The organism is Rhodococcus sp. 14-2470-1b (assembly GCF_002259415.1).
In the GTDB taxonomy this organism is placed as follows: Bacteria; Actinomycetota; Actinomycetes; order Mycobacteriales; family Mycobacteriaceae; genus Rhodococcoides.
Map to the genome: position 1 here is coordinate 174475 of NZ_NPFY01000016.1, position 25526 is coordinate 200000.

General features: G+C 65.3%; 24 protein-coding genes. 9 read left to right on the forward strand and 15 right to left on the reverse strand.

Features of this window, described 5'->3' with window-relative positions; genetic code table 11:
• Positions 1-34: 34 nt before the first annotated feature.
• Positions 35-1324 (forward strand): aminotransferase class I/II-fold pyridoxal phosphate-dependent enzyme, encoded by a 1290-nt coding sequence (locus CH293_RS12940; protein ID WP_037108323.1) that lies wholly within the window; start codon positions 35-37, stop codon positions 1322-1324.
• A 75-nt stretch (positions 1325-1399) separates the two neighbouring features.
• On the opposite strand, the gene CH293_RS12945 is transcribed toward CH293_RS12940, so the two are convergent.
• Positions 1400-2920 (reverse strand): DHA2 family efflux MFS transporter permease subunit, encoded by a 1521-nt coding sequence (locus tag CH293_RS12945; protein WP_080732925.1) that lies wholly within the window; start codon positions 2918-2920, stop codon positions 1400-1402.
• 107 nt (positions 2921-3027) lie between these two features.
• Between CH293_RS12945 and CH293_RS12950 the strand changes: the two genes are divergently transcribed.
• The 6 genes from CH293_RS12950 to CH293_RS12975 all read left to right on the forward strand — a co-directional run bounded on the left by CH293_RS12950 (position 3028) and on the right by CH293_RS12975 (position 9814).
• On the forward strand, positions 3028-3699 hold the full coding sequence (locus tag CH293_RS12950; RefSeq protein WP_037108328.1) for a TetR/AcrR family transcriptional regulator: 672 nt from the start codon (positions 3028-3030) through the stop codon (positions 3697-3699).
• A 153-nt stretch (positions 3700-3852) separates the two neighbouring features.
• On the forward strand, positions 3853-5130 hold the full coding sequence (locus CH293_RS12955) for a lipase family protein (protein WP_094720452.1): 1278 nt from the start codon (positions 3853-3855) through the stop codon (positions 5128-5130).
• A 126-nt stretch (positions 5131-5256) separates the two neighbouring features.
• Positions 5257-5910: a phosphate signaling complex protein PhoU gene (gene phoU, locus CH293_RS12960; RefSeq protein WP_037108334.1), complete on the forward strand. Its 654-nt coding sequence runs from the start codon at positions 5257-5259 to the stop codon at positions 5908-5910.
• A gap of 54 nt (positions 5911-5964) precedes the next feature.
• Positions 5965-6768 (forward strand): transglutaminase family protein, encoded by an 804-nt coding sequence (locus tag CH293_RS12965; RefSeq protein ID WP_026347385.1) that lies wholly within the window; start codon positions 5965-5967, stop codon positions 6766-6768.
• Positions 6769-6801: 33 nt separating this feature from the next.
• On the forward strand, positions 6802-7377 hold the full coding sequence (locus tag CH293_RS12970) for an HhH-GPD-type base excision DNA repair protein (RefSeq protein ID WP_037108794.1): 576 nt from the start codon (positions 6802-6804) through the stop codon (positions 7375-7377).
• A gap of 85 nt (positions 7378-7462) precedes the next feature.
• Positions 7463-9814, forward strand: a complete 2352-nt coding sequence (locus tag CH293_RS12975) for a DNA polymerase III subunit gamma and tau (protein WP_094720547.1) — start codon at positions 7463-7465, stop codon at positions 9812-9814.
• A gap of 102 nt (positions 9815-9916) precedes the next feature.
• On the opposite strand, the gene CH293_RS12980 is transcribed toward CH293_RS12975, so the two are convergent.
• The gene (locus CH293_RS12980; RefSeq protein ID WP_037108340.1) at positions 9917-10156 is read right to left on the reverse strand and encodes a hypothetical protein; all 240 of its coding nucleotides are present in this window, start codon (positions 10154-10156) and stop codon (positions 9917-9919) included.
• Between the two features lie 285 nt (positions 10157-10441).
• On the opposite strand from CH293_RS12980, the gene CH293_RS12985 reads away from it, so the two are divergent.
• Both CH293_RS12985 and CH293_RS12990 read left to right on the forward strand, forming a co-directional pair.
• On the forward strand, positions 10442-11653 hold the full coding sequence (locus tag CH293_RS12985; RefSeq protein WP_020111033.1) for an acetyl-CoA C-acetyltransferase: 1212 nt from the start codon (positions 10442-10444) through the stop codon (positions 11651-11653).
• 10 nt (positions 11654-11663) lie between these two features.
• Positions 11664-13814 carry a 3-hydroxyacyl-CoA dehydrogenase NAD-binding domain-containing protein gene (locus CH293_RS12990; RefSeq protein WP_037108344.1) on the forward strand — a complete coding sequence of 717 codons (2151 nt, stop codon included), beginning with the start codon at positions 11664-11666 and terminating at the stop codon, positions 13812-13814.
• Between the two features lie 36 nt (positions 13815-13850).
• On the opposite strand, the gene CH293_RS12995 is transcribed toward CH293_RS12990, so the two are convergent.
• From CH293_RS12995 to CH293_RS13055, 13 genes are all read right to left on the reverse strand, one after another.
• A complete protein-coding gene (locus CH293_RS12995) occupies positions 13851-14531 on the reverse strand; it encodes a GntR family transcriptional regulator (RefSeq protein WP_170945240.1) in 681 nt (226 codons plus the stop codon).
• A 184-nt stretch (positions 14532-14715) separates the two neighbouring features.
• On the reverse strand, positions 14716-15873 hold the full coding sequence (locus CH293_RS13000; RefSeq protein WP_094720453.1) for a cation:proton antiporter: 1158 nt from the start codon (positions 15871-15873) through the stop codon (positions 14716-14718).
• Between the two features lie 4 nt (positions 15874-15877).
• Positions 15878-16357 (reverse strand): cation:proton antiporter regulatory subunit, encoded by a 480-nt coding sequence (locus tag CH293_RS13005; RefSeq protein ID WP_020111030.1) that lies wholly within the window; start codon positions 16355-16357, stop codon positions 15878-15880.
• 68 nt (positions 16358-16425) lie between these two features.
• Positions 16426-16740 (reverse strand): integration host factor, actinobacterial type, encoded by a 315-nt coding sequence (gene mihF, locus CH293_RS13010; protein ID WP_026347388.1) that lies wholly within the window; start codon positions 16738-16740, stop codon positions 16426-16428.
• A 234-nt stretch (positions 16741-16974) separates the two neighbouring features.
• Positions 16975-17445 (reverse strand): hypothetical protein, encoded by a 471-nt coding sequence (locus tag CH293_RS13015; protein WP_037108354.1) that lies wholly within the window; start codon positions 17443-17445, stop codon positions 16975-16977.
• The gene (locus tag CH293_RS13020) at positions 17442-18647 is read right to left on the reverse strand and encodes an MCE family protein (protein WP_094720454.1); all 1206 of its coding nucleotides are present in this window, start codon (positions 18645-18647) and stop codon (positions 17442-17444) included. The genes CH293_RS13015 and CH293_RS13020 overlap by 4 nt, the downstream gene beginning before the upstream one ends.
• Positions 18644-19681, reverse strand: coding sequence for an MCE family protein (locus CH293_RS13025; RefSeq protein ID WP_255122839.1), 1038 nt, complete (start codon positions 19679-19681; stop codon positions 18644-18646). The genes CH293_RS13020 and CH293_RS13025 overlap by 4 nt, the downstream gene beginning before the upstream one ends.
• Positions 19678-20763, reverse strand: a complete 1086-nt coding sequence (locus CH293_RS13030; protein ID WP_094720456.1) for an MCE family protein — start codon at positions 20761-20763, stop codon at positions 19678-19680. Before CH293_RS13030 ends, CH293_RS13025 begins: the two co-directional genes overlap by 4 nt.
• Positions 20760-21737: an MCE family protein gene (locus tag CH293_RS13035; protein ID WP_037108366.1), complete on the reverse strand. Its 978-nt coding sequence runs from the start codon at positions 21735-21737 to the stop codon at positions 20760-20762. The genes CH293_RS13030 and CH293_RS13035 overlap by 4 nt, the downstream gene beginning before the upstream one ends.
• A complete protein-coding gene (locus tag CH293_RS13040) occupies positions 21734-22744 on the reverse strand; it encodes an MCE family protein (protein WP_094720457.1) in 1011 nt (336 codons plus the stop codon). Before CH293_RS13040 ends, CH293_RS13035 begins: the two co-directional genes overlap by 4 nt.
• Positions 22741-23871 (reverse strand): MCE family protein, encoded by a 1131-nt coding sequence (locus tag CH293_RS13045; protein ID WP_094720458.1) that lies wholly within the window; start codon positions 23869-23871, stop codon positions 22741-22743. Before CH293_RS13045 ends, CH293_RS13040 begins: the two co-directional genes overlap by 4 nt.
• Positions 23868-24716, reverse strand: coding sequence for an ABC transporter permease (locus CH293_RS13050; protein ID WP_080732928.1), 849 nt, complete (start codon positions 24714-24716; stop codon positions 23868-23870). The genes CH293_RS13045 and CH293_RS13050 overlap by 4 nt, the downstream gene beginning before the upstream one ends.
• Entirely contained in the window at positions 24716-25525 is an 810-nt protein-coding gene (locus CH293_RS13055; RefSeq protein WP_037108375.1) for an ABC transporter permease, read from the reverse strand. The genes CH293_RS13050 and CH293_RS13055 overlap by 1 nt, the downstream gene beginning before the upstream one ends.
• Position 25526 lies beyond the last annotated feature (1 nt).

The following is a 25526-nucleotide window of genomic DNA, read 5'->3' on the forward strand; positions in this document are numbered from 1 at the left end:
GTCAAGGGACCAGCATCACGAGAGGCCGCTCCGCATGTCAGCGCAAACCCAGTTCGGGTTGATGAACCATGAGGAGCTCGTCGCCGAGCACGAGCGACAGGCAGCGAGCTACGAGCAGCTGAAGGCCCAGAATCTTTCCCTCGATCTCACCCGAGGCAAGCCGTCGCCCGAGCAACTCGATCTCTCCTCGGACCTGCTGACGCTGCCCGGTGACGACTTCCGCGACGGCAACGGCACCGACTGCCGCAACTACGGCGGCCTCGCAGGCCTGCCGGAGCTGCGTGCGATCTTCGGCGAACTGCTGGGGATTCCCGTCTCGAACCTTCTCGCGGGCAACAACGCAAGCCTCGAGATCATGCAGGACCTCGTCGTGTGGTCACTGCTGCACGGCCTGCCGGATTCACCTCGGCCGTGGTCGGCTGAACCCAATATTCGGTTCCTCTGCCCGGCTCCCGGATACGACCGTCACTTCGCGATCTGCGAGAGCTTCGGCATCGACATGATCCCGATCCCCATGAACCCGGACGGACCTGACGTCGAGGAAATCTCGCGGCTGGTGTCGTCTGATCCTCAGATCAAGGGCCTGTGGGCGGTCCCGAACTACTCCAACCCGACCGGTGCGGTGTTCTCCGAAGAGGTCGTGCGCGCGTTGGCGTCCGTCCCGGCCGCGGCTCCGGACTTCCGTATTTTCTGGGACAACGCCTACGTCGTTCACCCGTTGACCGCGGAATTCGCACCTACGTACGACATTCTGGGATGGGCAGCCGAGGCCGGATACCCCAATCGCCCGTTCGTGTTCGCGTCGACCTCGAAGATCACGTTCGCAGGCGCGGGCGTCAGCTTCTTCGGAAGTTCCGACGCGAACCTCGAGTGGTACCTGAAGCGTCTCGGTATCAAGAGCATCGGGCCGGACAAGCTCAATCAGCTGCGCCACCTACGCTTCTTCGGCGACGCAGAGGGTGTGAAGGCGCACATGAACAAGCATCGCGAGATCCTGGCGCCGAAGTTCGCACTCGTCGGGCAGATTCTCGAAGATCGCCTCGGAGCCTCCAAGATCGCTTCCTGGACCGAGCCGAAGGGCGGGTACTTCATCTCGCTCGACGTGCTGGACGGTACGGCAGCCCGGTCCATCGCACTGGCGAAGGACGCGGGCATCGCACTGACCGGCGCAGGCTCGGCCTTTCCGTACAAGAATGACCCGGAGGACCGCAACATCCGCCTCGCCCCGAGCTTCCCGTCGCTCTCCGAGCTGGAGAAATCGATGGACGGCGTTGCGACCTGCGTACTTCTGGCCGCGGCAGAAAAGCTCCTCCGCACCACGTGAGTACTTGTGTAGCGCTCATGGTCGCTCCGGAGGATTCGCTCCAGCCCCCTGGCCTACACAAGTACTCACAGCGGGTCAGTGTCCTACTACGACAGCGCCTTCGGGTGCTGCGGGTAGCAGACCGGGCTTGACGACGATCGCGGAGATGACGGCTCCGAGCAAGAAGATGCCCGTCGCCCACCAGAACGTCGTGGTGTAGCTGGCGATTTCAGCGTTGGCCTGGAGCGCGGCTGCGCTCGACGCCGACGCGAGATTGTCGGTGACGTAGTTGGTCGCCGCGGTAGCCGCGATGGTGCTCAGCAGTGCGGTACCGATCGATCCGCCGACCTGCTGCATGGTGTTGACCGTTGCCGATGCAACACCGGAGTCGTCGGGGTTCACGCCCGAGATGGCACCCTGCATGGCCGGAGCCATCGTGGCGCCCAGACCGAGACCCATGATGACGAGGCCCGGAAGGATGTGCGTCGCATACGCGGAGTCGACGGCGATCTGGGTGAGCAGTCCCATGCCCAGTGCGGCGACGAGAAGTCCCGACGTCATGAGCACGCGAGGTCCGAAGCGGGGCAGCACGAGTGCCGTGGACAGCGTCGCGGTGACGATGAGGGAAGCGATCATCGGCATGAACGCGAATCCAGTGCTGATCGGGGTGAACCCGAGCGTGTTCTGCAGGTAGTAGGTCAGGAACAGGAACACCGCGAACATGCCTGCGCCCGTAACGAATACGGCGAGGAACGAACCCGCGCGTGTGCGGTCGAGGATGATGCGCAGCGGCAGTAGTGGGTGCGAGACGCGCTGCTGGATGGCGAAGAAAACGCCGAGCAGAACCACTCCGGCGACCAGGAATGCGATGGTGACGGTATTGCTCCAGCCGTCGGATTCGGCGTGAGCGAAGCCGTAGACGATAGCGAACAGTGCCGCCGACACGGTCAGAGTTCCTGGAATGTCCAGGCGCGGACGCACGTCGGCTTTGTGCTTGGCGAGCAGGAGGAAACCTGCGACGAACGCGAGTGCGGCGAACACCAGGTTGATGTACAGGCTCCAGCGCCAGTTGGCCCACTCGGTGAGGATTCCGCCGAGAAGTAGGCCGAGTGCACCGCCGCCGCCCGCGATGGCGCCGAAGATGCCGAACGCCTTCGCGCGCTCCTTCGGGTCGATGAACGTGGTGGCGAGAAGCGAGAGGGCTGCGGGTGCGAGAAGGGCGCCGAATACGCCTTGACCTGCACGTGCGGCAACCAGCATGCCGAAGTTGACGGCTGCTCCGCCCACCGCGGACATCACGGCGAAGCCGACGAGCCCGATCAAGAATGTGTTGCGGCGTCCGAACAGGTCGCTCAGACGTCCGCCGAGCAGCAGGAGGCTACCGAAAGCCAGCGCGTAGGACGTGACGACCCAGGAGCGGTTGGCGTTGTCGAAGCCGAGGTCGAGCTGGGCGGCGGGCAGTGCGATGTTCACGACGGTGGCGTCGAGAACCACCATGAGCTGGGCGAGGCCCAGAGTGGCCAGGATCAGCCAGCGATTTCGGTGTGCCTTGGCGTCGGTGGTCTCCTCCGTCGCCAAGGTCGACGACGAGGTGTCGTCCGGTGACAATGCGGTCATGGTCATCCTTCGATCGGCTATACGGAGGTGTACCCTCCGGTTACGGAGACGAAGGTAGCAGCTAAGCGGAGGAATGTCCTCCGCTTTTCGGGTGAAACGGACATCGAATGAGTGTGAGAGCCGACACAGGCGCCAAGAAGCCGCTGCGAGCGGACGCGGAACGTAACCGTCGACGAATCGTGGACGCGGCTCGCGAACTGTTCGCCTCACGCGGAATCGACATCACGCTCGACGACGTTGCGGCGCACGCGAAAGTCGGTGTGGGGACGGTCTATCGGCGCTTCTCCTGCAAGGAAGAGCTGATCGACGGCGTGTTCGAGCAGCGTATGCAGGACATGTTGGCCACCGCGGAAAGTGCTCTGGCTGCGGACGATCCGTGGGACGGACTCGTCCTGTTTCTCGCTGATCTGTTCGCGGGAATGTCGGCGGACAAGGGTCTCGGCGAGGTCGTGCTCGGCAGGGACGAGGGCTGCAACGGCATCACCCAGATGCGTGAGAGAATCGACCCGTACGTGGACCGCATCGTGACGCGGGCCCGTGACTCCGGCCAGCTGCGCGCCGACGTGGAGGTCAACGACCTGTTCCCGCTCATCGGAATGATCGGTGCGGCTTCGGAATTCATGAAGACGGTGGAGCCGGACAACTGGAGGCGGTACTTCACGATAGTGCTCGACGGCCTCCGCTCGACGCCGGGTGCCGCGACCGAACTGCCCGGTCGATCGTTGACGACGGAGGAAATTTCGATCGCCAAAGCGGACATGCATCGTCGACGCCGCTGATCGCAGTCGGTGACACTGAAGTTCGGTGACACTGAACCTGACTCTTCCCAAGTGTGTCCCCTGTCACGTATGGTCCCAGTCGGATATCACTACCGGTGGGTAAGTACGGGGGTTGGACGATCGATGCGAGTATCACGATTGCTGGGCACTGCGGTGGGCGTAGTCCTGCTGGCGGCGGTGACGGGAGTGCCGCTCGCGTCGGCGCAGCCAGGGGCGGGATCGTCCACCGGGTCGACGGGTGAGTCCGACTTCTACCTCCCGCCCACCCCGCTGCCCGACGGTGCCGCCGGAGATGTGATCCGCACCGAGCCGTCACCTCTGGCGCTGTCGGTTCCCGGCATCGGCGGACCGCTACCGGGAACTGCGACGCGAATCATGTACCGCAGCACCGACTCCAACGATGCGCCCAACGCGATCACCGGGACGTACATCGACCCGGCTGCGGAATGGACGGGGCCCGGCCCGAGGCCGCTCGTCGTGCTGGCACCCGGAACACAGGGTCAGGGAGATCAGTGTGCGCCGTCGCGCATGCTGAATCGGCTGATCACCTACACCCCGCCGCTAGGGTTCATGGTCGAATACGAGGTCCTGGCCGCCTACTCCTTGCTCTCGCAGGGATACGGCGTCGTGATCACCGACTACGACGGACTCGGAACGCCCGGTGCTCACACCTACGTCAATCGCGCAGCCGAAGCGCATGCAGTTCTCGACGCCGCGCGAGCTGCCCAACAGCTCCCCGGCACCAAGATCGCGGCAGGCGGACCCGTCGCGACCTACGGGTACTCCCAGGGCGGCGGCGCGGTGGCAGCGGCCGCCGAAATTGCCGGTGACTACGCGCCCGAGCTGGACCTCGTGGGTAGCTACGCGGGCGCTCCGCCTGCGGACTTGAAGCAGACTCTCGAGCAGGTCGACGGCACCATCCTCACGGGGGTCATCGGGTACACCCTCAACGGTCTGCTGAAGTCGGATCCGGACCTCCAGCCTCTGATCGACGCCAACATCAACGACGCGGGCCAGGCCATGCTGCGGCAGGTAGCGAATCAGTGTGTGGGCGAGACGATTCTGACCGTCGGATTGCATCGGACCACCGAATACACCCGCACCGGCGAGCCGATGTCGGTGGTATTGGATCGGCTTCCGAAGGCTCAGGAGATTCTGGCGAAGAACAAGATCGGTCTGCGCACCCCGACGGCCCCGGTTCTCGTCCAATCCGGGACGTCCGACGACATCGTCCCGCACGGGCAAGCCGTCGAACTCGCCGGTGCCTGGTGCAGCAGGGGAGCGACGGTTCAATTCAGCGCCGCGAACGTTCCGTCCATCGTCCCCGGTTCGGGTGCGGGACATATCATCCCGGATCTCCTCGGGCTCGGCGAGGCGCAGAACTGGATCAAGGATCGCTTCTACGGCGTTCCCGCCCCGAGCAACTGCTGACGCACACAGGCCGACCAGCGCAGCGCCTGGTGTAGAAAGATCAAGGTCCGGGTACTAAGACCGAAGGACTTTCGACAGGCAGAGGACGGCAGCGGATGGGGATCTCGATGGACAGGTGGGCTCGCTGTGCGTGAGAACTACAACGAGCAGCTCGTCGAAATCCGGGCCGACCTCGCCGACATGTGCACCCTCGCCGAGAAGGCGATGGCGTCGGCGACGCAAGCGTTGCTGACGGCGGATCTGGCGCTGGCCGAGGAGACCATCAGCAGTCGGGAACGCATCGACGAACTCGCGACGGCCTGGGAGCACAAGGCGTTCTCGGTGCTCGCGTTGCAGTCACCCGTCGCTTTGGACCTGCGAATCATGGTGAGCGGAATCCACATCGTCGCCGACCTGCAGCGAATGGGTGGCCTCGCCATTCACATCGCCGAGCTCGCGCGGAGGCGTCACCCCGCTCACGTCCTCCCTGTCGAGGTGGAAAGCGTCTTCGCCGAAATGGGTCGCGTCGCGGTCGAGCAGGCCGACGCCACGCGCGAGGTTCTGCTGACGAGGGACGCGGAACTGGCCGCCGAGCTGCAGGTCAAGGACGAGAAAATGGACGAGCTGCATCGCAGCCTGTTCACCCTGACTTCGTCTCCCGACTGGCCGCACGGTGTCCCCGCTGCCGTCGACATGACGCTCCTCGGACGCTTCTACGAGCGCTTCTCCGATCACACGGTGGAAGTCGCCAAACGCGTGATCTTCCTCGTCACGGGCGAATTCCGCCCGGACGAGTCCTGAGGCTGGACAAGTCCTGATCTGCGGGATCGAGTGAACGGTGGCAGGATCATCACAATGAAACGCGAAGTCTCGGCCTACCTCGACGTGGACGTCACGGAGGCGAGCACCCTGGAATTCCAGATCGCCATCGCTCCGCACCCGGGCGCCGAGGTGTGGGAAGCGCTGTCGTTCACTCTCGATGGCCAGCCTGTCGATTTCCAGGAGATCAGCGGTGCCCATGGCACCCGAATCCACAAGCTGCACGCGGGCGTCGGAAAGCTCGAAGTGTCCTACTCGGCCACCGTGTACGGCAACACCGACCCGGCGCCGGTGTCGGATTACGACCTCTCGCTGTATCTGCGGCCCAGTAGGTACGCCGAGGCGGACAAGTTCTTCGGTTTCGCGGCAACGGAATTCGGTTCCTACGCCGCGTCGGAGAAGTTGCTCGCCGAGGTGTCGTCCTGGGTCGGCTCACGGCTCAACTACGTTCCGGGAAGCAGTGATCCGATCGACGGGGCAGTGGACACTCTCCTCGCAGGTGCAGGCGTGTGCCGGGATTACACCCACCTCGTCGTCGCGCTGCTGCGTGCGGTGAACGTGCCGGCACGGCTCGTCGCGGTGTACGCACCCGGATGCGACCCCATGGACTTTCACGCCGTCGCCGAGGCCTTCGTCGACGGCCAGTGGCGCGTGGTCGACGCGACGTGCCTGGCCCCGCGGTCGACTCTCGTGCGGATCGCCACCGGGCGTGATGCCGCGGACACGGCATTCCTCGACAACCACGGCGGATCCATCACGCTGAACAACGCCGTCGTCGGAGCCGTCGTGGACGGACCGCTGCCCTTCGACGACATCACTCAACTGGTATCCATCACCTAGGACCCTGGATCTGCAGGTGGCATGATCGAGGTCATGTCTCCCACCTTGCATCTGACAGGCGACGCGGAAGCCGATGCGTTGTTGGCCGAGGATCCGTTCGCGCTGCTCATCGGGATGCTGCTGGATCAGCAGGTGCCGATGGAGTCGGCCTTCGCGGGCCCGAAGAAGCTCGTCGACCGTCTCGGTGACCTGAAAGTGGACACAATCGCGCAGGCCGATCCCGACGAGTTCGCCGCGGTGTGCGCGACGACCCCTGCAGTGCATCGCTTTCCGGGCTCGATGGCCAAGCGGATACAGGGGCTCGCGGAGTTCATCGTCGAGAATTACGACGGCACACCCGACGAGATCTGGCGTCGCGGCGACCCGAACGGTGCCGAGGTTCTGAAACGACTCAAAGCCTTGCCTGGATACGGCGACCAGAAGGCTCGCATCTTCCTCGCGCTCCTCGGCAAGCAGATGGGCGTCACTCCCGACGGCTGGCGCAAAGCCGCCGGAGCCTACGGCGACGACGGTTCCAGACGTTCCATCGCCGACGTCGTCGACGAGAAATCCCTGCTCGAGGTCCGCGAATTCAAGAAGGCAGCGAAGGCAGCCGCGAAGAACAAGTGAGACCAGGTCCGGCCACGGCATCGGGCAAGCTCGACCTCTCGACGGGGTTGTGCCGGTGTCGGTGCGCGCCGGTACCCTTCCATGCGTGGCTCTCTACCGGAAGTACCGTCCTGCGACGTTCGCTGAGGTCGTCGGGCAGGAGCACGTAACCGAACCGTTGAGCACTGCGCTCAACTCCAACCGGATCAACCACGCATACCTGTTCTCCGGGCCCCGAGGCTGCGGTAAGACATCGTCGGCGCGCATTCTCGCGCGGTCGCTGAACTGCGTCGAAGGTCCGACGTCCACGCCGTGCGGCGTCTGCAACTCGTGCGTTGCTCTCGCGCCGGGTGGGCCGGGCAACCTCGACGTCGTCGAGATGGACGCCGCAAGCCACGGTGGCGTCGACGATGCACGTGATCTCCGAGACAAGGCGGTGTACGCGCCCGCCGAATCGCGCTACGTCATCTTCATCATCGACGAGGCCCACATGGTCACGACGGCAGGCTTCAACGCACTGCTCAAGGTCGTCGAAGAGCCGCCGGAGCACCTCGTCTTCATCTTCGCGACGACGGAGCCGGAGAAGGTACTCCCGACCATCCGTTCGCGTACGCACCACTATCCGTTCCGGCTGCTCCCGCCGTCGACCATGCGTGGACTGCTCGAGAAGATCACCGCGCAGGAATCGGTCCCTGTCGAGGATCCCGTCTACCCGTTGGTGATTCGAGCCGGCGGGGGATCGCCCCGTGACTCGCTCAGTGTGCTGGACCAACTGCTCGCAGGCGCAGGCCCGGAAGGCGTCACGTATCCGCGGGCACTGTCCCTGCTCGGCGTCACCGATGTCGCGCTGATCGACGAAGCCGTGGATGCACTGGCAGCCGGAGACGGCGGATCGCTGTTCGGGACGGTCGACAAGGTGGTCGACGCTGGACACGATCCACGCCGCTTCGCGACGGACCTGCTGGAACGGCTCCGCGACCTCATCCTCATGCGCGCCGTCCCCGACGCAGGTGAGCGCGGGCTCGTCGATGTTCCCGGTGACGTTCTCGAACGTCTGCGCGACGAAGCCGGCCGCATCGGCTCGGCGACCCTGGCGCGCTATGCGGAGATCATCCACGCCGGTCTGGGGGAGATGCGCGGCGCCACCGCACCGCGCCTGCTGCTCGAAGTCATGTGTGCGCGGATGCTGCTCCCCTCGGCCTCCGACGCAGAATCTGCTGTGCTGCAACGTCTCGAGCGTCTCGAGCGGCGCTTGGACGTCACGTTGCCCGCGGGCGAGCAAGCCGCCGTCGACCAGGCTCCGCAGCGTCGAGCCGAGTCGTCGACCGCCATCGCGTCGCCGGTCGACGACACTCCGCCCAAGTTCGTTCGGCCGTCCCAGCGGGTAGCTGCGCCCGAGCCCGCGGCTCCTGCCATCGAAGTACCGCCTGTGGTTCCGACGGCTCCCGCGGTTCCCGCGGCGCCTGCCGTAACCGTTCCGGCGACGCCCGAGCCTGTCCCGAATCCAGTGCCCGAGCCGGAACCCACGCCGGAGCCCCAGCCCACTCCGGAGCCCCAGCCGGATCCCGAGCCCACCCCGATCCCAGTGCCGGAACCTGAGCCGACCCCGGAACCCGAGCCGACCCCGGAACCTGATCCGACCCCGGAACCCGAGCCTGTGTCGACGCCGGACCCGGAACCTGAACCGGCGCCCGTAGAGCCGGAGCGTCCGGTTGCCGAACCGACCCGTGCGTTCGATTTCCCCGCGCCAGTCGAGGCTCAGCCTGCCCCTGAACCAGCGCCTGCCCCTGAACCGGAACCAGTACCGGAACCAGTACCGGAGCCTGAGCCCGAGCCCGAGCCGGTTGCGGCGGCGTCCAACCAGCCGGACGCCGCGGCGATTCGTGCGGTCTGGTCCGAGGTCCGAGCCAAGGTGCGCGAGCGCAGCCGCACGGTCGAGGTCATGTTGTCCGGTGCGTCGGTGAGGGCTGTGAGCGACGGCTCGATCACGCTCGGCCATGATTCTGCGCCGCTCGCGAAGCGGTTGCAGGAGGGACGAAATGCCGACGTCATCAGGGATGCCCTTCGTGACGTGTTCGGTGTCGACTGGCAGGTGACGTGCGTCGTCGGAGCGTCGGCTCCCGCTGAGGAAGCTCCGGTCACGAAGGCTGCGCCCGAACCTCCGAAGGCGCCGCCGACCAAGTTCTCGCGTCCGAGCCAGGCGAACAAGCCCGCTTCCGTTGCGCGGGAGTCGGCAGCGACCGACCACGGGTACGACGACATACCGCCCCCCGAGGCGCCCGACTATCCCGACGACCCCGAGCCGGCCGGTCCACCGCCACCGGAAACACCGGAGGACGAGGAAGAGCTGCTCAAGGCGGCCGCCGAACCTGCCGACCCGTCGGTGCGCCGCGACCCGGAAACGGTGGCCATGGAACTGTTGCAGGCCGAGCTCGGGGCGACTCCACTTAAGGAATAGGAGCTAGCACCCTTTTTGCAGAGCTGACACGCCCGATTCGCGGATAGGAGGCGTGCTGGGTCGGCAGAAAGGGTGCTGAGTCGACCACATGACCGACCTGGGTCAGGTTGTTTCGATGTCTTCGGGGTCGACGAAGACGAGCCGGCCGTCGTCGAGGGCGACTGCGTAACGGTGAGCTCTGGCCCAGGTGCGGTCGACCGGTGCCGTCTGCTCACCGAAGTCTTCTTTGACCACGCCTGATTCCTTGGGCCACTGATCGCGTGGCAGGGAAGAATCGGAGCTGTAGCGCACTTTGACGTGCGCTCCGACCGCGAGCGGCTTCTGAGTGTCCATGGTCATCATCTCCGTAACTGGCCGAGCTCGAACCTCCCCCGCAGGCTCCACTCTGTGGAACCGGTTCGTTCCGCTGGCTCCACTCCCATATCCCCCCGAGTGGTGATGGTATCTCTACCCCTGTCTCGTCGAGCTGAAACGCACGCGCCGGTCACGGACCGCGCTCGTTTCGGTCCTTCACCGGCTTGTGTACCGCGTTCTAGTGTGAGAGGAGCCGAGGTGTGATCCTCGAGTCCTGCGGCGCTCTCGGGTGCCGCCGCCGAGTCAGAAGTACGTGGAAGGAACGACCGCGCTGTGACTACAGAAGCGTTCATTTACGAAGCCATCAGGACCCCACGCGGCAAGGGGAAGAACGGCTCACTGCATTCCGTCAAGCCGATTTCGCTGGTCACCGGCCTGATCGACGAGCTGCGTCGACGGTTCCCCGACCTCGATGAGAACCGCATCTCCGACCTGATCCTCGGTGTGGTCTCCCCGGTGGGTGATCAGGGCGCCGATATCGCGCGCACCGCGGTCCTCGCCGCGAAGATGCCCGACACTGTCGGTGGATTCCAGCTCAACCGGTTCTGCGCGTCGGGCCTCGAAGCCGTCAATCTGGCTGCGCAAAAAGTGCGTTCCGGCTGGGACGAGGTCGTCATCGCCGGTGGCGTCGAGTCGATGTCCCGCGTTCCTATGGGCAGCGACGGGGGTGCCTGGGCGATGGACCCGGCCACCAACTACGACACGTACTTCGCGCCGCAGGGCATCGGCGCCGATCTCATCGCGACGATCGAGGGGTTCAGCCGCGAGGACGTCGACGCCTATGCCGTGCAGTCGCAGGAGCGTGCGGCCGCTGCATGGTCGGGTGGCTACTTCGCCAAGTCCGTCGTACCGGTCACCGACCAGAACGGCCTGCTGATCCTCGACCACGACGAGCACATGCGTCCGGGCAGCACGGTCGAATCGCTCGGCAAGCTGAACCCGGCCTTCACCGGTGTGGCTGCGATGGGCGGATTCGACGACGTCGCGCTCCAGAAGTACCACTGGATCGAGAAGATCGATCACGTCCACACCGGTGGCAACAGCTCCGGCATCGTCGACGGCGCGGCCCTCGTCCTTGTAGGTAGCGAGCAGGCAGGCAAGGACCTGAATCTGGTTCCGCGTGCGCGCATCGTCGCGACGGCCACTTCCGGTGCAGACACGACCATCATGCTGACCGGCCCGACGCCCGCGTCCAAGAAGGTTCTGGCGACAGCAGGATTGACCGTCGACGACATCGATCTTTTCGAACTGAACGAGGCGTTCGCATCCGTCGTCCTTCGCTTCCAGAAGGATCTGCAGATCCCGAACGAGAAGCTGAACGTCAACGGTGGAGCCATCGCGATGGGACACCCGCTCGGCGCCACCGGAGCCATGATCACCGGAACCGTGCTCGACGAGCTCGAGCGTCGCGGCGGCCGGTACGCACTCATCACCCTGTGCATCGGCGGCGGCATGGGCGTTGCCACCATCATCGAGCGAGTCTGAGGAACACACCATGAGCGAAAACATGATCACCTGGGACCAGGATTCCGACGGCATCGTCGTGCTCACGATGGACGACCCCAACCAGGGCGCCAACACGATGAACCAGCTGTACAAGGACTCGATGGGCGCAACCGTCGACCGGCTGGAGAAGGAACTCGACTCCATCACCGGCGTCGTGATCACCTCGGCGAAGAAAACGTTCTTCGCCGGTGGTGACCTCAACAGCCTCATCACCGCGAAGCCCGAGGACGCTCAGCGCGTGTTCGACGAGGTGCAGGAAGTCAAAGCTCAGCTGCGACGCCTGGAGAAGCTCGGCAAGCCCGTCGTCTCCGCGATCAACGGCGCTGCGTTGGGTGGTGGCCTCGAGATCACGCTCGCGACGCACCACCGCATCGTGGCCAACGTGTCGGGCGTGCAGCTCGGTCTGCCCGAGGTCTCCCTCGGCCTCCTGCCCGGTGGTGGCGGCGTCACGCGCATCACGCGCCTGCTCGGCATCCAGAACGGATTCATGACCGTCCTTGCCCAGGGCACCCGGTTCCGTCCGGAGAAGGCGCTGGAAATCGGTCTCGTGCACGAGCTCGTCGACAGCATCGACGCTCTTGTGCCCGCGGCGAAAGCATGGATCAAGGCCAACCCGGAGGGTGGCGTCGCACCGTGGGACGTCAAGGGCTACAAGATTCCCGGTGGCACGCCGTCGAATCCGAAGCTCGCCCAGATCTTGCCCGCGTTCCCGTCGAATCTGCGTAAGCAGATCAAGGGTGCTCCGATGCCGGCTCCGCGCGCGATCCTCTCGGCCGCGGTCGAGGGAGCTCAAGTCGACTTCGACAATGCGTCGACCATCGAGTCCCGGTACTTCACCGAGCTCGTCACCGGCTCGGTGTCGAAGAACATGATTCAGGCGTTCTTCTTCGACCTGCAGGCGATCAATGCAGGCAAGTCTCGTCCGGACGGTATCGAGAAGACGACCTTCACCAAGGTCGCAGTCCTCGGTGCAGGCATGATGGGCGCCGGTATCGCCTACGTGTGTGCCAAAGCGGGCATCGACGTCGTCCTCAAGGACGTCGCCCTCGAGTCCGCGGAGAAGGGCAAGGCGTACTCCGAGGCCATCGAGGCGAAGGCGCTCTCGCGCGGCAAGACCACGCAGGAGAAGTCCGACGCACTGCTCGCGCGAATCCATCCGACCGCCGATGCCAAGGACGTCGAAGGCGCCGACCTCGTCATCGAGGCGGTCTTCGAATCCGAGGAGCTCAAGCAGAAGGTGTTCCAGGAGATCGAGGACCTCGTCGACCCGTCGGCGTTGCTCGGTTCCAACACCTCGACGCTGCCGATCACGAGCCTCGCTCAGGGTGTGAAGCGTCAGGAAGACTTCATCGGAATCCACTTCTTCTCACCCGTCGACAAGATGCCGCTGGTGGAAATCATCCGCGGCGAGAAGACATCGGACGCTGCACTGGCGAAGGCCTTCGACCTGGTACAGGTCATCAAGAAGACCCCGATCGTCGTCAACGACAGCCGTGGGTTCTTCACCTCGCGCGTCATCGGCACCTTCATCAACGAGGCCATCGCGATGCTCGGTGAGGGCGTGGAGCCGTCGACCATCGAGCAGGCAGGCCTGCAGGCCGGCTACCCGGCGGCGCCGCTGCAGCTGTCCGATGAGCTGACGCTCAACCTGATGCAGAAGATCCGCAAGGAGACCTACGACGCCATCAAGGCTGCAGGCGGTACTCCTCCGGAGGATCCGGCCGGCGCAGTCATCGACAAGATGGTCGACGAGTTCGAGCGTCCCTCCAAGGCGAAGGGCGCTGGCTTCTACGAGTACGCCGACGGCAAGCGCGCCGGCCTGTGGTCTGGCCTGCGTGACGCGTTCAAGTCAGGTACCGCGGACATTCCGTTCGAGGACTTGAAGGAGCGCATGCTGTTCATCGAGGCCATCGAGACGCAGAAGTGCTTCGACGAGGGTGTCCTGAACACCACCGCCGACGCCAACATCGGCTCGATCTTCGGCATCGGCTACCCGGCTTGGACCGGTGGTGTGCACCAGTACATCGTCGGCTACGAGGCTGCGGACGGTTCCCTCGGTCAGGCTGCGTTCGTCAAGCGTGCCGACGAGCTGGCCGCGAAGTACGGCGAGCGGTTCACCGCGCCGGACTCGCTCCGTTAGGTGAGTGGAAATGTGTCCCCTGGGACACATTTCCACTCACAGGGCGCGGTACGCGATCAGGCGTTCCGCGCCGTCGGTGAACTGTCGGCGCATCAGCGTGCAGGCTGCATCCACGTCGCCCGCACGGAGAGCGTCGATCAACTGTTCGTGATTACGCACCGCCGCTCGCCCCCATTCCGGATCCGACGCGTACAGCCGGGTGGGGGTGTAGCGGGTGGCGTTGTTGAGAAACCACGCCAGCTTGGTTGCACCGGTGAGGCGATTGAGCACCCGGTGGAACTCGAACTCGGCGATCTCGACTTCCTCGGCCTGGTTCTTCTCCACTGCAGAGGCGAGTGACGCGTTGAACTTCTCCAGCTCCGCGAGGACGTCCTCGTCGATCTTCGGCGCTGCTCGGCGAACCAATTCGACTGCGATCTGTCCCTGTAGCCAGAAGATGTCGACGATGTCCTCGGGCGTCAACGGGGACACGACGTAGCCGCGGTGCGGCACCAGTTCGACCATTCCTTCGCCCCGCAACGTGAGCAGTGCTTCGCGGACCGGGGTGACACTGACGCCGAGTTCGGCAGCCGTCTCGTCGAGTCGGATGAAGTCACCCGGACGGACCGCCCCGGACATGACGATGTGCCGCACATGGTTGGCGACGTCCTCGGACAATTGTGGACGCCGACGCAATGCGGGGGCACCGTCCGTTGGTGATCGACGCTGCTGGGCCATTCGGTCAGCTTAGGCGGCGCAGGAGTGGAGCCTGCGGAATGACTCTTTTCAGGCAGGAGTGGAGCCTGCGGAATGACTTGATAGAAGCAGGAGTGGAGCCTGCGGAATGACTCTTTTCAGGCAGGAGTGGAGCCTGCGGAATGACTCAGTGGGGGCAGGAGTGGAGCCTGCGGAATGAATGTTGTCAGTCTGCGCGGACTGCGGGTGGGACGGCGATGACCCGTGCTGCGACCGGGCCCAGAACGGCCATGAGCAGCACGTACGCGGTGGCGAGGGCGGCTAATTCTTTGTCGACGGCTCCGGCTGCCACGGCGAGGCCGGCGATCACGATGGAGAATTCCCCGCGTGCGACCAGTGCGGCGCCTGCGCGAAGCTGCCCGGGTCTGCCGATGCCCTGACGACCGGCGGCCCATGCCCCGGTCATCACTTTGGTGATGGTGGTGACGATGGCCAGGACGATTGCCCAGCCGAGTACCGGTGGCACCGTCGCGGGGTCGGTCTGTAGTCCGAAGACGACGAAGAACATAGCCGCGAACAGGTCGCGGAGGGGTTCGAGTACGCGGGTGGCGTTGTCGGCCGTGGAGCCGGAGATCGCGATTCCCAGGAGGAAGGCGCCGACGGCGGCGGAGACCTGCAGTTCGGACGCGATGCCGGCCACCAATAAGGCGGCGCCGAGGACGTTGAGCAGTACGACCTCACGGTTCGCGCTGTCGACCAGCGCCGAGACGAACTTGCCGTACCGAAGCGCAACCACCAGGACGACCGTCACGACCAACAGCGAGATACCGACTGCTTCCATGCCGCCGAGAAAACTGACACCGCTCAGCACGGTGGTCAGGATCGGGAGATAGATGGCCATGGCCAGGTCTTCGAACACGAGGATCGACAGCACGACGGGCGTCTCGCGGTTTCCGAGCCGTCCCAGGTCGGTGAGGACTTTCGCGACGATTCCCGACGACGAGATGTAGGTGACCCCGCCGAGGACGAGTGCGCCGACGCCACCCCAGCCGAGCACGAGTGCCAGTATTGCGCCCGGTGTGAAGTTGAGGACGATGTCGACGATTCCCGCGAGCGAGGAGCGGCGAAGTCCGGTGACGAGTTCGGCTGCGGTGTATTCGAGCCCTAACAGTAGGAGGAGAAGAATGACGCCGATTTCGCTGGCGAGTTCGCTGAACTCGTCGATTCCGCCGAGGGTGACGAATCCGCCGTTCCCGAAGGCCAGGCCGCCGAGTAGGTAGAACGGGATGGGCGACACGCCGATCTTGCCGGCGAGACGAGCAAGAAGTCCGAGTGTGAAGAAGACCGCGCCGAGTTCGATCAGAGCGAGCGCGCTCTCGGCCATGTCGCTATCGGCCGAGCAGCTTGGTTGCGGCGTCGAGGCCGTCGGCGGTTCCTACGGCGACCAGAAGGTCGCCCGCGACGAGCGTGAAATCGGGAGTGGGCGACGGCTGGACCTGCCCTGCGCGCATGACGGCGACGATGGACACCCCGGTCTTGGTGCGCATGGTGGTGTCGCCGAGAGTGCGGCCGTCGAATCGCGAGCCCAGTTTGATGGGCAGTTGGCGTGTGTTGATGCCGGGAAGGTCGCGATGCTCTTCCCCGAGCTGAGCAATGAGTTGCGGCGTGCCGAGCAGATTGCCCAGCGCCGCCGCTTCCTCATTGCTCAAGGTGATGGACGCCTGTGTTGCGTCGGGGTCATCCTTGCGCGAAACGATCAACTCGTTCGCCCCGTCCTTGCGGGTGATGACACCGATGCGGCGCCCGGATGCGAGGGCGAAATCCTTCCGCACCCCGATCCCGGGCAGCAGGGTCACTTCGACGTTCATGGGGAAATGCTATCCCCGCACGAACGAGATGTGTCCTCGAAGACCCTGCAGGCCGATCGAGCGTCGTATCAGGACGCGACAGCCGCCAGAAGTGCCTCGCGCTGGTTTGCGCCGAGTCCACCGATACGGCGGGTGTCTGCGATGGACAGCTGCTCGAGCAGCTGAGCGGCGCGCACCGAGCCGACGCCCGGAAGTGCCTTGATCAGTGCGGACACCTTGGTCTTCTTCACGATCTCGTCGTTCTCGGCCTTCGCGAGAACGTCAGCGACGCTGAGCTCGCCGGACTTGACGGCGGCCAGCAGCTTCGACCGGGCGGTGCGTGCCTCGGCAGCCTTGGCCAGAGCCGCGGTGCGCTGTTCCGGAGTCAATACTGGTAAAGCCATGGCCTGTTCTCCTCGATTGTGGTGACCCGTCGCTTTGGTGACATGGTCTTCGACCCTCTTGCATCGTGCCTGGTGGCTCCGACAATCTATCGAACCAACACGCGTGTGATTCGACGAGAGCCACCGTTCCTTCCCAGCCAGGCTACGTCCTTTGCGTTTCGGGGTGTGCCCCGACCAGCAGTTAGGTCCGACCCGAGGGCCTGCGATCATGCGGCGAGGGCCCGTCGGCGGCTATCAGCGAGGCTCGGCCGATGCGAGCAACCACCGGTCTCCGTTTCGCTCGAGTTCGATGATCATGCGTGACGAATCGGTGCGGCCGTCGGGTGCCGCGAGGTTCCGTACTTGCTGATCGAGGAACACTGCGACGGTGGCTCGATCGTCGCTCAGTTCGACGATTCCTGCGGCGACGACGTGCCCGGTCGCGGTGCCCTGTCCGGTCGTCAGGAGGTCCTGCAGTTTCGTGGACACGTCGCGGTAGGTGCCGGCGAATTCGTCGGTCGACGCAGCGGTCACTCGGTCGAGGTTCGCACCCGGATCGTTGAAGTCGTACGTGGCGAGTTCCTCGGTGTACTGCGTCGCCGACGCCAGTGCGGCGGACCGGAGGTCGTTCTGCTCTCGGTCGTCGAGGTGGAGGTATCCGAGGACGGCCACACCCATTGTGAGAGCGGCGATCACGAGTGCGACGGCGCGGGTTCGGAGCGTCATTTCCGTACTCCTTCCAGGAGTTGCTTCCAGTAGTTCAGTGCCTCCACGCCGGTGGGGACGAGGAGGGGATCCTCGGCGATCGGGGGCCCGGTGACGCTGCCGGGGACAGTCGACCCGGACAGTCCGAGGTCGTTCGGTCTCGGCGCGTTCTGGGCGCCGCGCTGCTCGAGGTCGTCGCCGGGTGGGCAGTAGAGGTTCAGGTTCGGATCGCGCGGTGAGGTGTCGCCGACGGCGCGGCGCGGTGTGTCGTACCAACAGACCGGGCCTTGGGTGCCGACGAGAGTGAAATCGCCGCGGTCGCCGTGCACGATGGACGTCAGCTTTCCGAGTGTCTCGGGCATCGCGATCAGCAGTGCGTCCAACGCGGGTGTGCGGTCACCGAGTACGCCGGTGACGGTGACGAGGTTGGTCATCAAAGCTCCGACTGTCCCGCGCGTGTCGTCGAGCAGTTGTCGGGTTCGTCCCAGTGCGTCCGGTGATCGATCGAGCAGGTAGATCAACGTCGGTTCCTGCGCGAGTAGCTGCTGGGTGACGTCGGCGGCGGCGCGCGCAGCTCCCGGCAGCGCGTCCGAGCGGGATGCGAGCGCGTCCAGCATCGGTAGCGAATGGTCGACGATGTTCGCCAGCGCCGGGGCGTGTTCGTCGAGCATCCGGCTGAGTGTGTCGGCGTCGTCGAGCAGTTGCTGGAGTTGGGTGCCGGTGCCGCCCACGGCGGTGCCGAACGTCTCGCCGATCGTGGTGACCGAGGCCGGATCGATGGATTCGGCGAGGGCCGCCATTCGCGTCAGCAACTCGTCGAGCTGCACCGGCGCGAGTTCGGGCGGAACGTCCAGGCTGTCGCCGTCGGCGAGGTACGGGCCTTGTCCGGTAATCGGCGAGATGTCCAGGGTTTGGATTCCGAGGGCGCTGTTGCTGGTCACGGATGCGACGGATCCGACGGGAACGCGGGTGTCCGGGTCGAGGGCGAGCCTCACCTCGGCGCCGCTGACGGTGACCGATATGTCGGTGACGGATCCGACCGCGACACCCCGGTACGTCACACCGGTACCGACTCCGATGTTCGACGCGTCGGCCATGGTTGCGTGTACGTCGATCGAACCGCGCGGCGATTGTGACCCGAGCGCATAGGTGCTGCCGACGACGAGTGCGACGACGGCGGTGACGGCGAACAACACCAGCTGTATGCGGACCGGCCTGTTCATCTCGGTGCCTCCGGGACGAGAAGAGGCTGGAGCGTTCCGGGGACGTCCTCGAGGCGACCCCCGGTGGTCAGTTCACCGACGGTTTCGGGGAGGTCGAGTGCGCCGTCGAAGACGAGGTAGTCGCCGTGGACCGCGCCGTTGAAGCCGGCGATGAACTGGTTCATGTTGGCCAGGGCCGGAGTGACGGACGAGTTGAAGCTCTGGATCGAGTTCACGATGTGGGCCAGATCGTCGATGCCGTCGGAGAGTTCGGACTGGTTGTCCGCGAACAGCTTCTGTGCGGAGGCTGCGAGTGACGCGGTGGAGTCGACGAGCGAGGCGATGTGGTCGCGTTGGGAGACGAGGAGCTCCATAGTGGGAGCGGCGACGCTCAGCCCGGCGTCGATCGCAGCGCGGTTGTCCGCCAGCATCGCAGAGACGGACCCTGCCGCGGCCAGGACACGGTCGAACTCGGCTCGGTGCTCGGCGGCGTTCGCCAGAATCCGGTCGGCACTGAGGAGGAGCGCACGGACGTCGGGACCCCGGCCGTCGAACGCGGCGTTCAGCTCGGTTCCGATGGTGTGCAGCTGGTCGAGTCCGCTGCCGTTCAGCACCAGACCCAGCGTGGCGAGCGACGTCTCGAGCTCGGGCCCGATCTCGGTGTTCTCGAGCGTGTCGCCGTCGGCCAGCGTGTCGTTGTTCGTCGAGGCATCGCCCGGGACCGTCAACTTTACGTAGGGTTCGCCCAGGGCGGAGGCGAGTTCCAGCGAGGCCGTGACGTCGGCCGGTAGCGGAACCGACTGGGACAGGCTCAGTCCCACCGATGCGATGACGCCGTCGGTGGACAGGTCGTCGACGCGCCCGACCAGCTGCTGGCCGACGCGGACCTCGGTGCCGAGCCGAATCCGGTCGGCGCGGGGAAATTGTGCGGTGACGTGGTAGTCGTCGCCGTCCGCGGACCGGCCGACGGGGAGTTGTCCCAGACCGATACCGCAGCCGGACAACAGCATGCCGGACAACAACATACAGGCGGACACCAGCGCTGGACGTCTCATCGTGGTCCCCCCAACAGTTGCGGAAGGCCCAGTGGGTCGGGAGTCTCGAACGGAACGGTGATGGGGTTGGTGATGCCCGCGCCGGTACAGATGGGCAACGCGTATTCGCGACACAAGGGAACCGCGACGGCGAACTGGTCGAGATCGGTCGAGATGTTCAACCGGATCCGGGCGCGCTGATCTTCACCGATGGTGTTGCCGATGTTCTGCATCATCAGCGGCAGTACGTCCATGAATTCGGCGAACTGTGCTTCGCGTGCCGCGAACCGGCCGGTCAGTGCGCCCGCGTTCTGCAGCACGGCGCGTAGGTCGTCACCTCGGTCTGCGAGTAGTCGGTCCAGATGGTCGAACATCGACTTCAGCTGGGTGATGGGTTCCCCGATGTCGAGGTCCTGACGCTGTATCTCGTTCCCCAGATCCGCGAGCGAGTCGGTGATCGACTGCACCGCGCCCTGACGGGCCGTGACGGCGGTGATCAAGCGGTCGAGGTTCTCGATGAGCGCACCGAGTTGTTCGCTGTTGCCTCCGACGACGGCGGTTGCGCGCGAGATGTTTCCTATGGCGTCGTTGATCTGTGGCCCGAGACCGGCCGTTCTGTCGGCGAGGACGGACAGAGCGCCCCCGACATCGGCGCCTTCTCCGCCGGTACCACTGTCGGGTCCGAGCGCTGTGGCGATGGTGTCGAGGCTGTCCTGCAGTTGGTCCCAGTTGATCGGGGAGTGACTGCGTTCGACGCCGATGACCTCGTCGCCGAGGACGGGTCCGCCGCGGTATGCCGGTCCGAGTTCGACGAAACGGTCGCTGACGACCGACGGGTTCATGACGAATGCCTGCGCGTCCGCGGGGATGTCGACGTCGCCTGCCACCGTCATGGTCACGCGGACCGAGGTGCCCTGTGGAGAGACGGCATCGACGGTTCCTACCGGGACCCCGAGGACCTGGACCGGGCTACCGGGGTAGATTCCGTTGATGTAGGCGAAATCCGCTGTGACGGTCGTGTTGTCGTCTGTTTCGTAGAACACGAACCACGCGCTTGCGGTCGCTGCGACGGTGACGAGCGCGAGAACCGCTCGGGTGTTCATCGGGTGCACCCCTGTTGGACTCCGAGGGAGCAGAGAAGGTTGTCCGGGATCGGTCCTGCGGGGGCGGAGACGTCGACCCAGTTACCGTTGCCCGTGGCGTCGGTGACGGCGCGTAGGGCAGGAGGAAGCGTCGTCAGGAGCGTGTCGATGTTCTGTCCGTTCCGTTCGAGGGTGTCGGTCACCGAGGTCATGTCGACCAGGAGTCGGTCGAGTTCGTCGGAATTGTCGTCGAGGAACGCCGACGCGGTGCCGATCAGCGTTCGGAGGTCGGTGACCACGCGGCCGAGCGCGGTTCGGCGATCCGACAACGTGGACAGCACGAGCTGGGCGTTCCCGAGGAGTGCCGTCACCGACTGGCTTTCTGCGGCGACGGTCGACGTCAGCGACTGTGCGACGTCGAGCAGGCTCGCAATCTTGTCGTCGTTGCGGGCCAGGACCTCCGACGCCGCACTGATACCGGTGAGAGCATCGGACATCACGGACGAGTCGTCCGGCACGGTGTCGCGCAGGGTGGTGACCATGGATTCGAGTGCGGACACGTCGAGTTCTTCGGCGACAGTGCGTACTTCGGTTCCGATGTCGTCGAGAGAATAGGGTACCGACGTCCGTTCCGTCGGGATCGTTCGATCGTCCCCGACGGGTCCGCTTCCGTCGGGAACGATCTCGAGGTATCGCTTCCCGAGAATCGTGCGAAGTTTGACGGCAGCGTGGGTGCGGTCGCCGAGAGGCTGGGCACGGTCGAGTCGGAAGTGGACCTCGACGTGATCTCCGGCGAGTTCGACGCTGTCGACGCGGCCGGCAGGCACACCGGCGAGGAACACGGGGTCGGATTCGGTGAGGCCGCCTGCGTGAGCGAATTGAGCTGTGTACGGCGCAGTTCGAATCAGGTACCAGCCCTGTGGAATCAGGAGGGCGGACGCGAGAAGGACTGTCACGGCGAGAATTCCGACGACGCCGAGTCTGGTGGTGTTCATCGGCAGATCTCCGTGTGCGCGTCGCCGAAGATGTTCGTTTCGGCGTCGCCCGCCTTCAGGGTGAAGTTGCAGGTGTAGAGGTTCAGCCAGCCGCCGTAGTCGCCGATGCTGTTGATGGAGTTCGCCAGCTCGGGCAGCAACGTCATGGTGCGATCGAACTGCTCGGTGTTGGGAATCCACGATTGCGTCGTCGCACGTAGGTCGGCGACGGCGCCGTCGAGTGGCGTCGACGCGTCGGTCGCCAGTTCGGCCAGTGCCGCCACGGCGGTCGATCCGTCGTCGAGAAGGGTGATGAGGGATTCGTTACGGTCGGCGACGACCTGGCTCATATCGGTCAATCCGGTGATCAGGCGGGTGATGTCGGCGTCGTGGCTGTTCATGGTCTGCAACACCGCGTCGAGGTCGGCGATCAGGTCGCCGAAGATCCGGTCGTTGTTCGCGAGTCCCTGCGTCACGCCGGCGACGTGACGCAGAAGCGAGTCGACGGTGCCCGCTTCGCCCTGGAAGGCGTCGGTGATGGACCGAGCCAACGCGTTGACCTGGCTGGGTTCGATGGCGTCGAACAGTGGTTTGAAGCCGTTGACCAGGGCCGTCAGGTCGACGGGTGGCGACGTGCGGTCCAGGGGAATCGTGGAGTCGAGGGTTCCGGCTGAGTCCTCGGGTGGCACGAGCGCAAGATAGCGGGCGCCGAGCATGTCGCCGTATCTGATTGCAGCCGTGACGTTTCCGGGAATCGGCACGGAGGTCTGCACGTCGAAATCGACCACGGCGATGGTTCTGGCGCCGTCGGTTTCGTAGCGTACGTCGTCGACCTTGCCGACGCGTACACCCGCGAGCGTGACGTCGTTTCCGGTGCGGAGCCCTTCGACACCGGTGAATTCTGCACTGTGAGTTATCGTCTCACCGCTCACCGGCACACTGAGGGTGTCGACGACAACTACGGCGGACAGTAACCCTGCCACCGCGAACGCAGCGAGTGCGAACATCGGACGTGCCAGCGAGGTCATCGAATGGTCACCTCCGTTCCGCGGAGAAGGGGAGCGAGCAGCATCGTGCTGGCGGGGTTCAACGGTTCGGATGTCCCGGTCGCGCTCTCCTGCACTTCGGCAAGTGCGCAGTTCGGCCCGTTCAGCCCGGGATAGCGGGGGCACTCCGCCGCGGTGTAGGGCAGCGGCGACGAGAAGTCCGGGACGGCGGTGATGTCGAAGCGACCGGTCGCGAAGATCCGCGCTCCCGCTGCTCCGAACGGTGCGAACTGGTCCAGTGTCGACGCGAGGCCGGATGAGTTCTCGGCCACCGTGTTCAGCACGGGCGCGCCGCGACGAACGACGGTGATGGTGGCGGGCAGGGTCTCGTCGGCGACGGTCACTGCGGCGCCGCCGAGGCGCGCGGCCGTCGTCAACAATGTTTCGACTCCGGTCGAGTGGTCCAGCACGGTCTGCGACAGGCTGGTCGCCGCCTCGATGGTCGCCAGGACGTCGGGTGTTGCCGCAGCCCCTGCGTCGGCCACCTGCAGGGTCTGCGGGGTGCTGTCGAGGACGGCGTGGATGGACGGTTCGAGCGTCGTCGACAGTGATGCGAGCCGCTCGATCGTCGCGCCGAGTTGTTCACCTCGGCCGCGTAGGGCGGTGCTGATCGCCGTCAACGCGGCCTGTGCCTCGGCCGGTTTCAGGCTGTCCAGCAGGTCGGTGACCTGTCGATAGACCTCGCTCAGTTGCACGGCGTCCTGCCCGGTGTCCATCGCGAGTTCGTTGCCCGCGCGCAGCGGTTCGGTGCTTGCCCCGTCGTGGTCGACGAGGCGCAGGTAGACGTCGCCGAACAACGTCCGCGGTACGACGCGTACGAGCGCCGACGCGGGGACCTCGGTGTCGAGGCGCATGGTGACGCGGGAACGATCGACGCCGCTGTCGATGTCCACGACTTTTCCGACCTGCACTCCGTGGTACTGGACGCCGATTTCACCGATCAGTAGGCCCGCGGACGACGGGACCTCCGCGTACACCTCGGGGGCACGCTCGAAGGCGCCGTTCCCGTACGCCACAGCGGTGACGGCTGCGACCACGAGGGCTGCGGCCATGGCCATTCCGCGCAGGGCGAGCGTTGTCCGGCTCGGGCCGAGTACACGTGGCGTCACGACACACCGAGCCCGGGGACGGAGGGGACGACGCCCCAGAGAACGAAGGTGAGGAACACGTCGGTGATACCGATCGCGAGGATCGACGTACGAAGCGCGCGCCCGGCCGCCCGTCCGACGCCCTCGGGGCCACCGGATGCGTGAAAACCGTAGGAGCAGTGCACGAGTGCGACGATGATCGCGAACACGACAGCCTTGACGACCGAGTAGACGAGGTCGCCGGGGGACAGTGCGAGGTGGAAGTAGTAGTCGTAGGTCCCGGCCGAACTGCCCCCGAAGGTGACGACGACCAAGCGCGTCGCGACGAACGTCGCGATGAGTCCGACCATGTAGATCGGCACGATGCAGATCACCGCTGCGATCACCCGAGTAGTCGCCAGAAAGGGTATGGGGCGCACCGACATGGAGTCCAGCGCGTCCACCTCGTCGGAGATCCGCATCGCGCCGAGTTGCGCGGTGAACCCGGTCCCCACCTTGGCGGCGAGGGCGATGCTGGCGATGACGGGTGCAAGTTCGCGGGTGTTGGCGATGGCGGAGAGCAGGCCGGACAGCGACGTGAGGCCGATCAGGTCCAAACCCCTGTAGGTCTCGACGCCGACCATCATCGCGGCAACGGCGGACATCGCGAACACGATGCCGATGGTTCCGCCGCCGGCGAGCAGTGACGCGTAGCCGAAGCTGACCTCGCCGACGTGCTGTGCCACGTGCTTGGGGTAGCGGCGAAGGGTGTACGGCACGGATGCGACGGTTTCGGCGTAGAACGTCACGTGACGGCCGAGCTCGGCGAAGACGTTCGTGACACCCCGGCCGCGTCGCCTCAGCCGAACGAAACTGTCGTAGTTCATCAATAGGTCCCCACCGCGGGAACGATCACTGCATACAGTTGCGAGAGAACGGTGTTGACGACGAACACCATGACGAAGGCGAGAACAACGGCTTCGTTGACGGCGTCGGCGACCCCGCTCGGTCCGCCCTTGGCGTGCAGCCCCTTGTACGACGCGATGAGAGTCGAGGTGATCGCGAAGCACACGGACTTGACCATCGCCATCGCGAAATCGGACACTCGGCCGTATTCGCTGAACGTGGCGAGGAATGCGCCTGCGGATTGATCGGCGACGAAGACCTGGTAGAAGAAGCAGGCACCCACTCCGACGACGGTGACCATTCCGCACACGGCGAGTGCGACGAACATCGACGCGATCAACCGGGGCACGACGAGCCTGGCGATGACGTCGAGCCCCATCACCTCCATGGCTGCGATCTCCTCGCGGATGGTGCGCGAGCCGAGGTCGGCGCAGATCGCGGACCCGGCGACCCCCGCCAACATCAATGCGCAGACGAGCGCGGCAGCCTGGCCGACGACCACGAAGGCGACGACTGCGCCCGAATATGCTCCGGCACCGAGTCTTCCGGCCAGCGACCCGACGGACACCGCGATCAACACCCCGATGGGAAGCATCAGCAGCAGCGCCGGGATCGTGCACACCCGGGCGACGAACAACGCCTGGGTGACCGTCTCCGTGAGCGAGAGCCTCCGTTGTGCGATCGTGGTGACCGTGCGGGTCGCCGCGGTGACCGAGAACGCGATCAGACCGCCGACCTGGTTCGCGAGGTCGCGCGTCGGCGACGCTTTCGCCGTGGGGTCGACAGTCACC

Excerpts from the sequence above, each read along its gene's own strand:
- CH293_RS12940 (WP_037108323.1), top strand. The coding sequence starts at position 35 with ATGTCAGCGCAAACCCAGTTCGGGTTGATGAACCATGAGGAGCTCGTC.
- CH293_RS12945 (WP_080732925.1), bottom strand. The coding sequence starts at position 2,920 with ATGACCGCATTGTCACCGGACGACACCTCGTCGTCGACCTTGGCGACG.
- CH293_RS12950 (WP_037108328.1), top strand. The coding sequence starts at position 3,028 with ATGAGTGTGAGAGCCGACACAGGCGCCAAGAAGCCGCTGCGAGCGGAC.
- CH293_RS12965 (WP_026347385.1), top strand. The coding sequence starts at position 5,965 with ATGAAACGCGAAGTCTCGGCCTACCTCGACGTGGACGTCACGGAGGCG.
- CH293_RS12970 (WP_037108794.1), top strand. The coding sequence starts at position 6,802 with ATGTCTCCCACCTTGCATCTGACAGGCGACGCGGAAGCCGATGCGTTG.
- CH293_RS12980 (WP_037108340.1), bottom strand. The coding sequence starts at position 10,156 with ATGATGACCATGGACACTCAGAAGCCGCTCGCGGTCGGAGCGCACGTC.
- CH293_RS12990 (WP_037108344.1), top strand. The coding sequence starts at position 11,664 with ATGAGCGAAAACATGATCACCTGGGACCAGGATTCCGACGGCATCGTC.
- CH293_RS12995 (WP_170945240.1), bottom strand. The coding sequence starts at position 14,531 with ATGGCCCAGCAGCGTCGATCACCAACGGACGGTGCCCCCGCATTGCGT.
- CH293_RS13000 (WP_094720453.1), bottom strand. The coding sequence starts at position 15,873 with ATGGCCGAGAGCGCGCTCGCTCTGATCGAACTCGGCGCGGTCTTCTTC.
- CH293_RS13005 (WP_020111030.1), bottom strand. The coding sequence starts at position 16,357 with ATGAACGTCGAAGTGACCCTGCTGCCCGGGATCGGGGTGCGGAAGGAT.
- mihF (WP_026347388.1), bottom strand. The coding sequence starts at position 16,740 with ATGGCTTTACCAGTATTGACTCCGGAACAGCGCACCGCGGCTCTGGCC.
- CH293_RS13015 (WP_037108354.1), bottom strand. The coding sequence starts at position 17,445 with ATGACGCTCCGAACCCGCGCCGTCGCACTCGTGATCGCCGCTCTCACA.
- CH293_RS13020 (WP_094720454.1), bottom strand. The coding sequence starts at position 18,647 with ATGAACAGGCCGGTCCGCATACAGCTGGTGTTGTTCGCCGTCACCGCC.
- CH293_RS13025 (WP_255122839.1), bottom strand. The coding sequence starts at position 19,681 with ATGAGACGTCCAGCGCTGGTGTCCGCCTGTATGTTGTTGTCCGGCATG.
- CH293_RS13030 (WP_094720456.1), bottom strand. The coding sequence starts at position 20,763 with ATGAACACCCGAGCGGTTCTCGCGCTCGTCACCGTCGCAGCGACCGCA.
- CH293_RS13035 (WP_037108366.1), bottom strand. The coding sequence starts at position 21,737 with ATGAACACCACCAGACTCGGCGTCGTCGGAATTCTCGCCGTGACAGTC.
- CH293_RS13040 (WP_094720457.1), bottom strand. The coding sequence starts at position 22,744 with ATGACCTCGCTGGCACGTCCGATGTTCGCACTCGCTGCGTTCGCGGTG.
- CH293_RS13050 (WP_080732928.1), bottom strand. The coding sequence starts at position 24,716 with ATGAACTACGACAGTTTCGTTCGGCTGAGGCGACGCGGCCGGGGTGTC.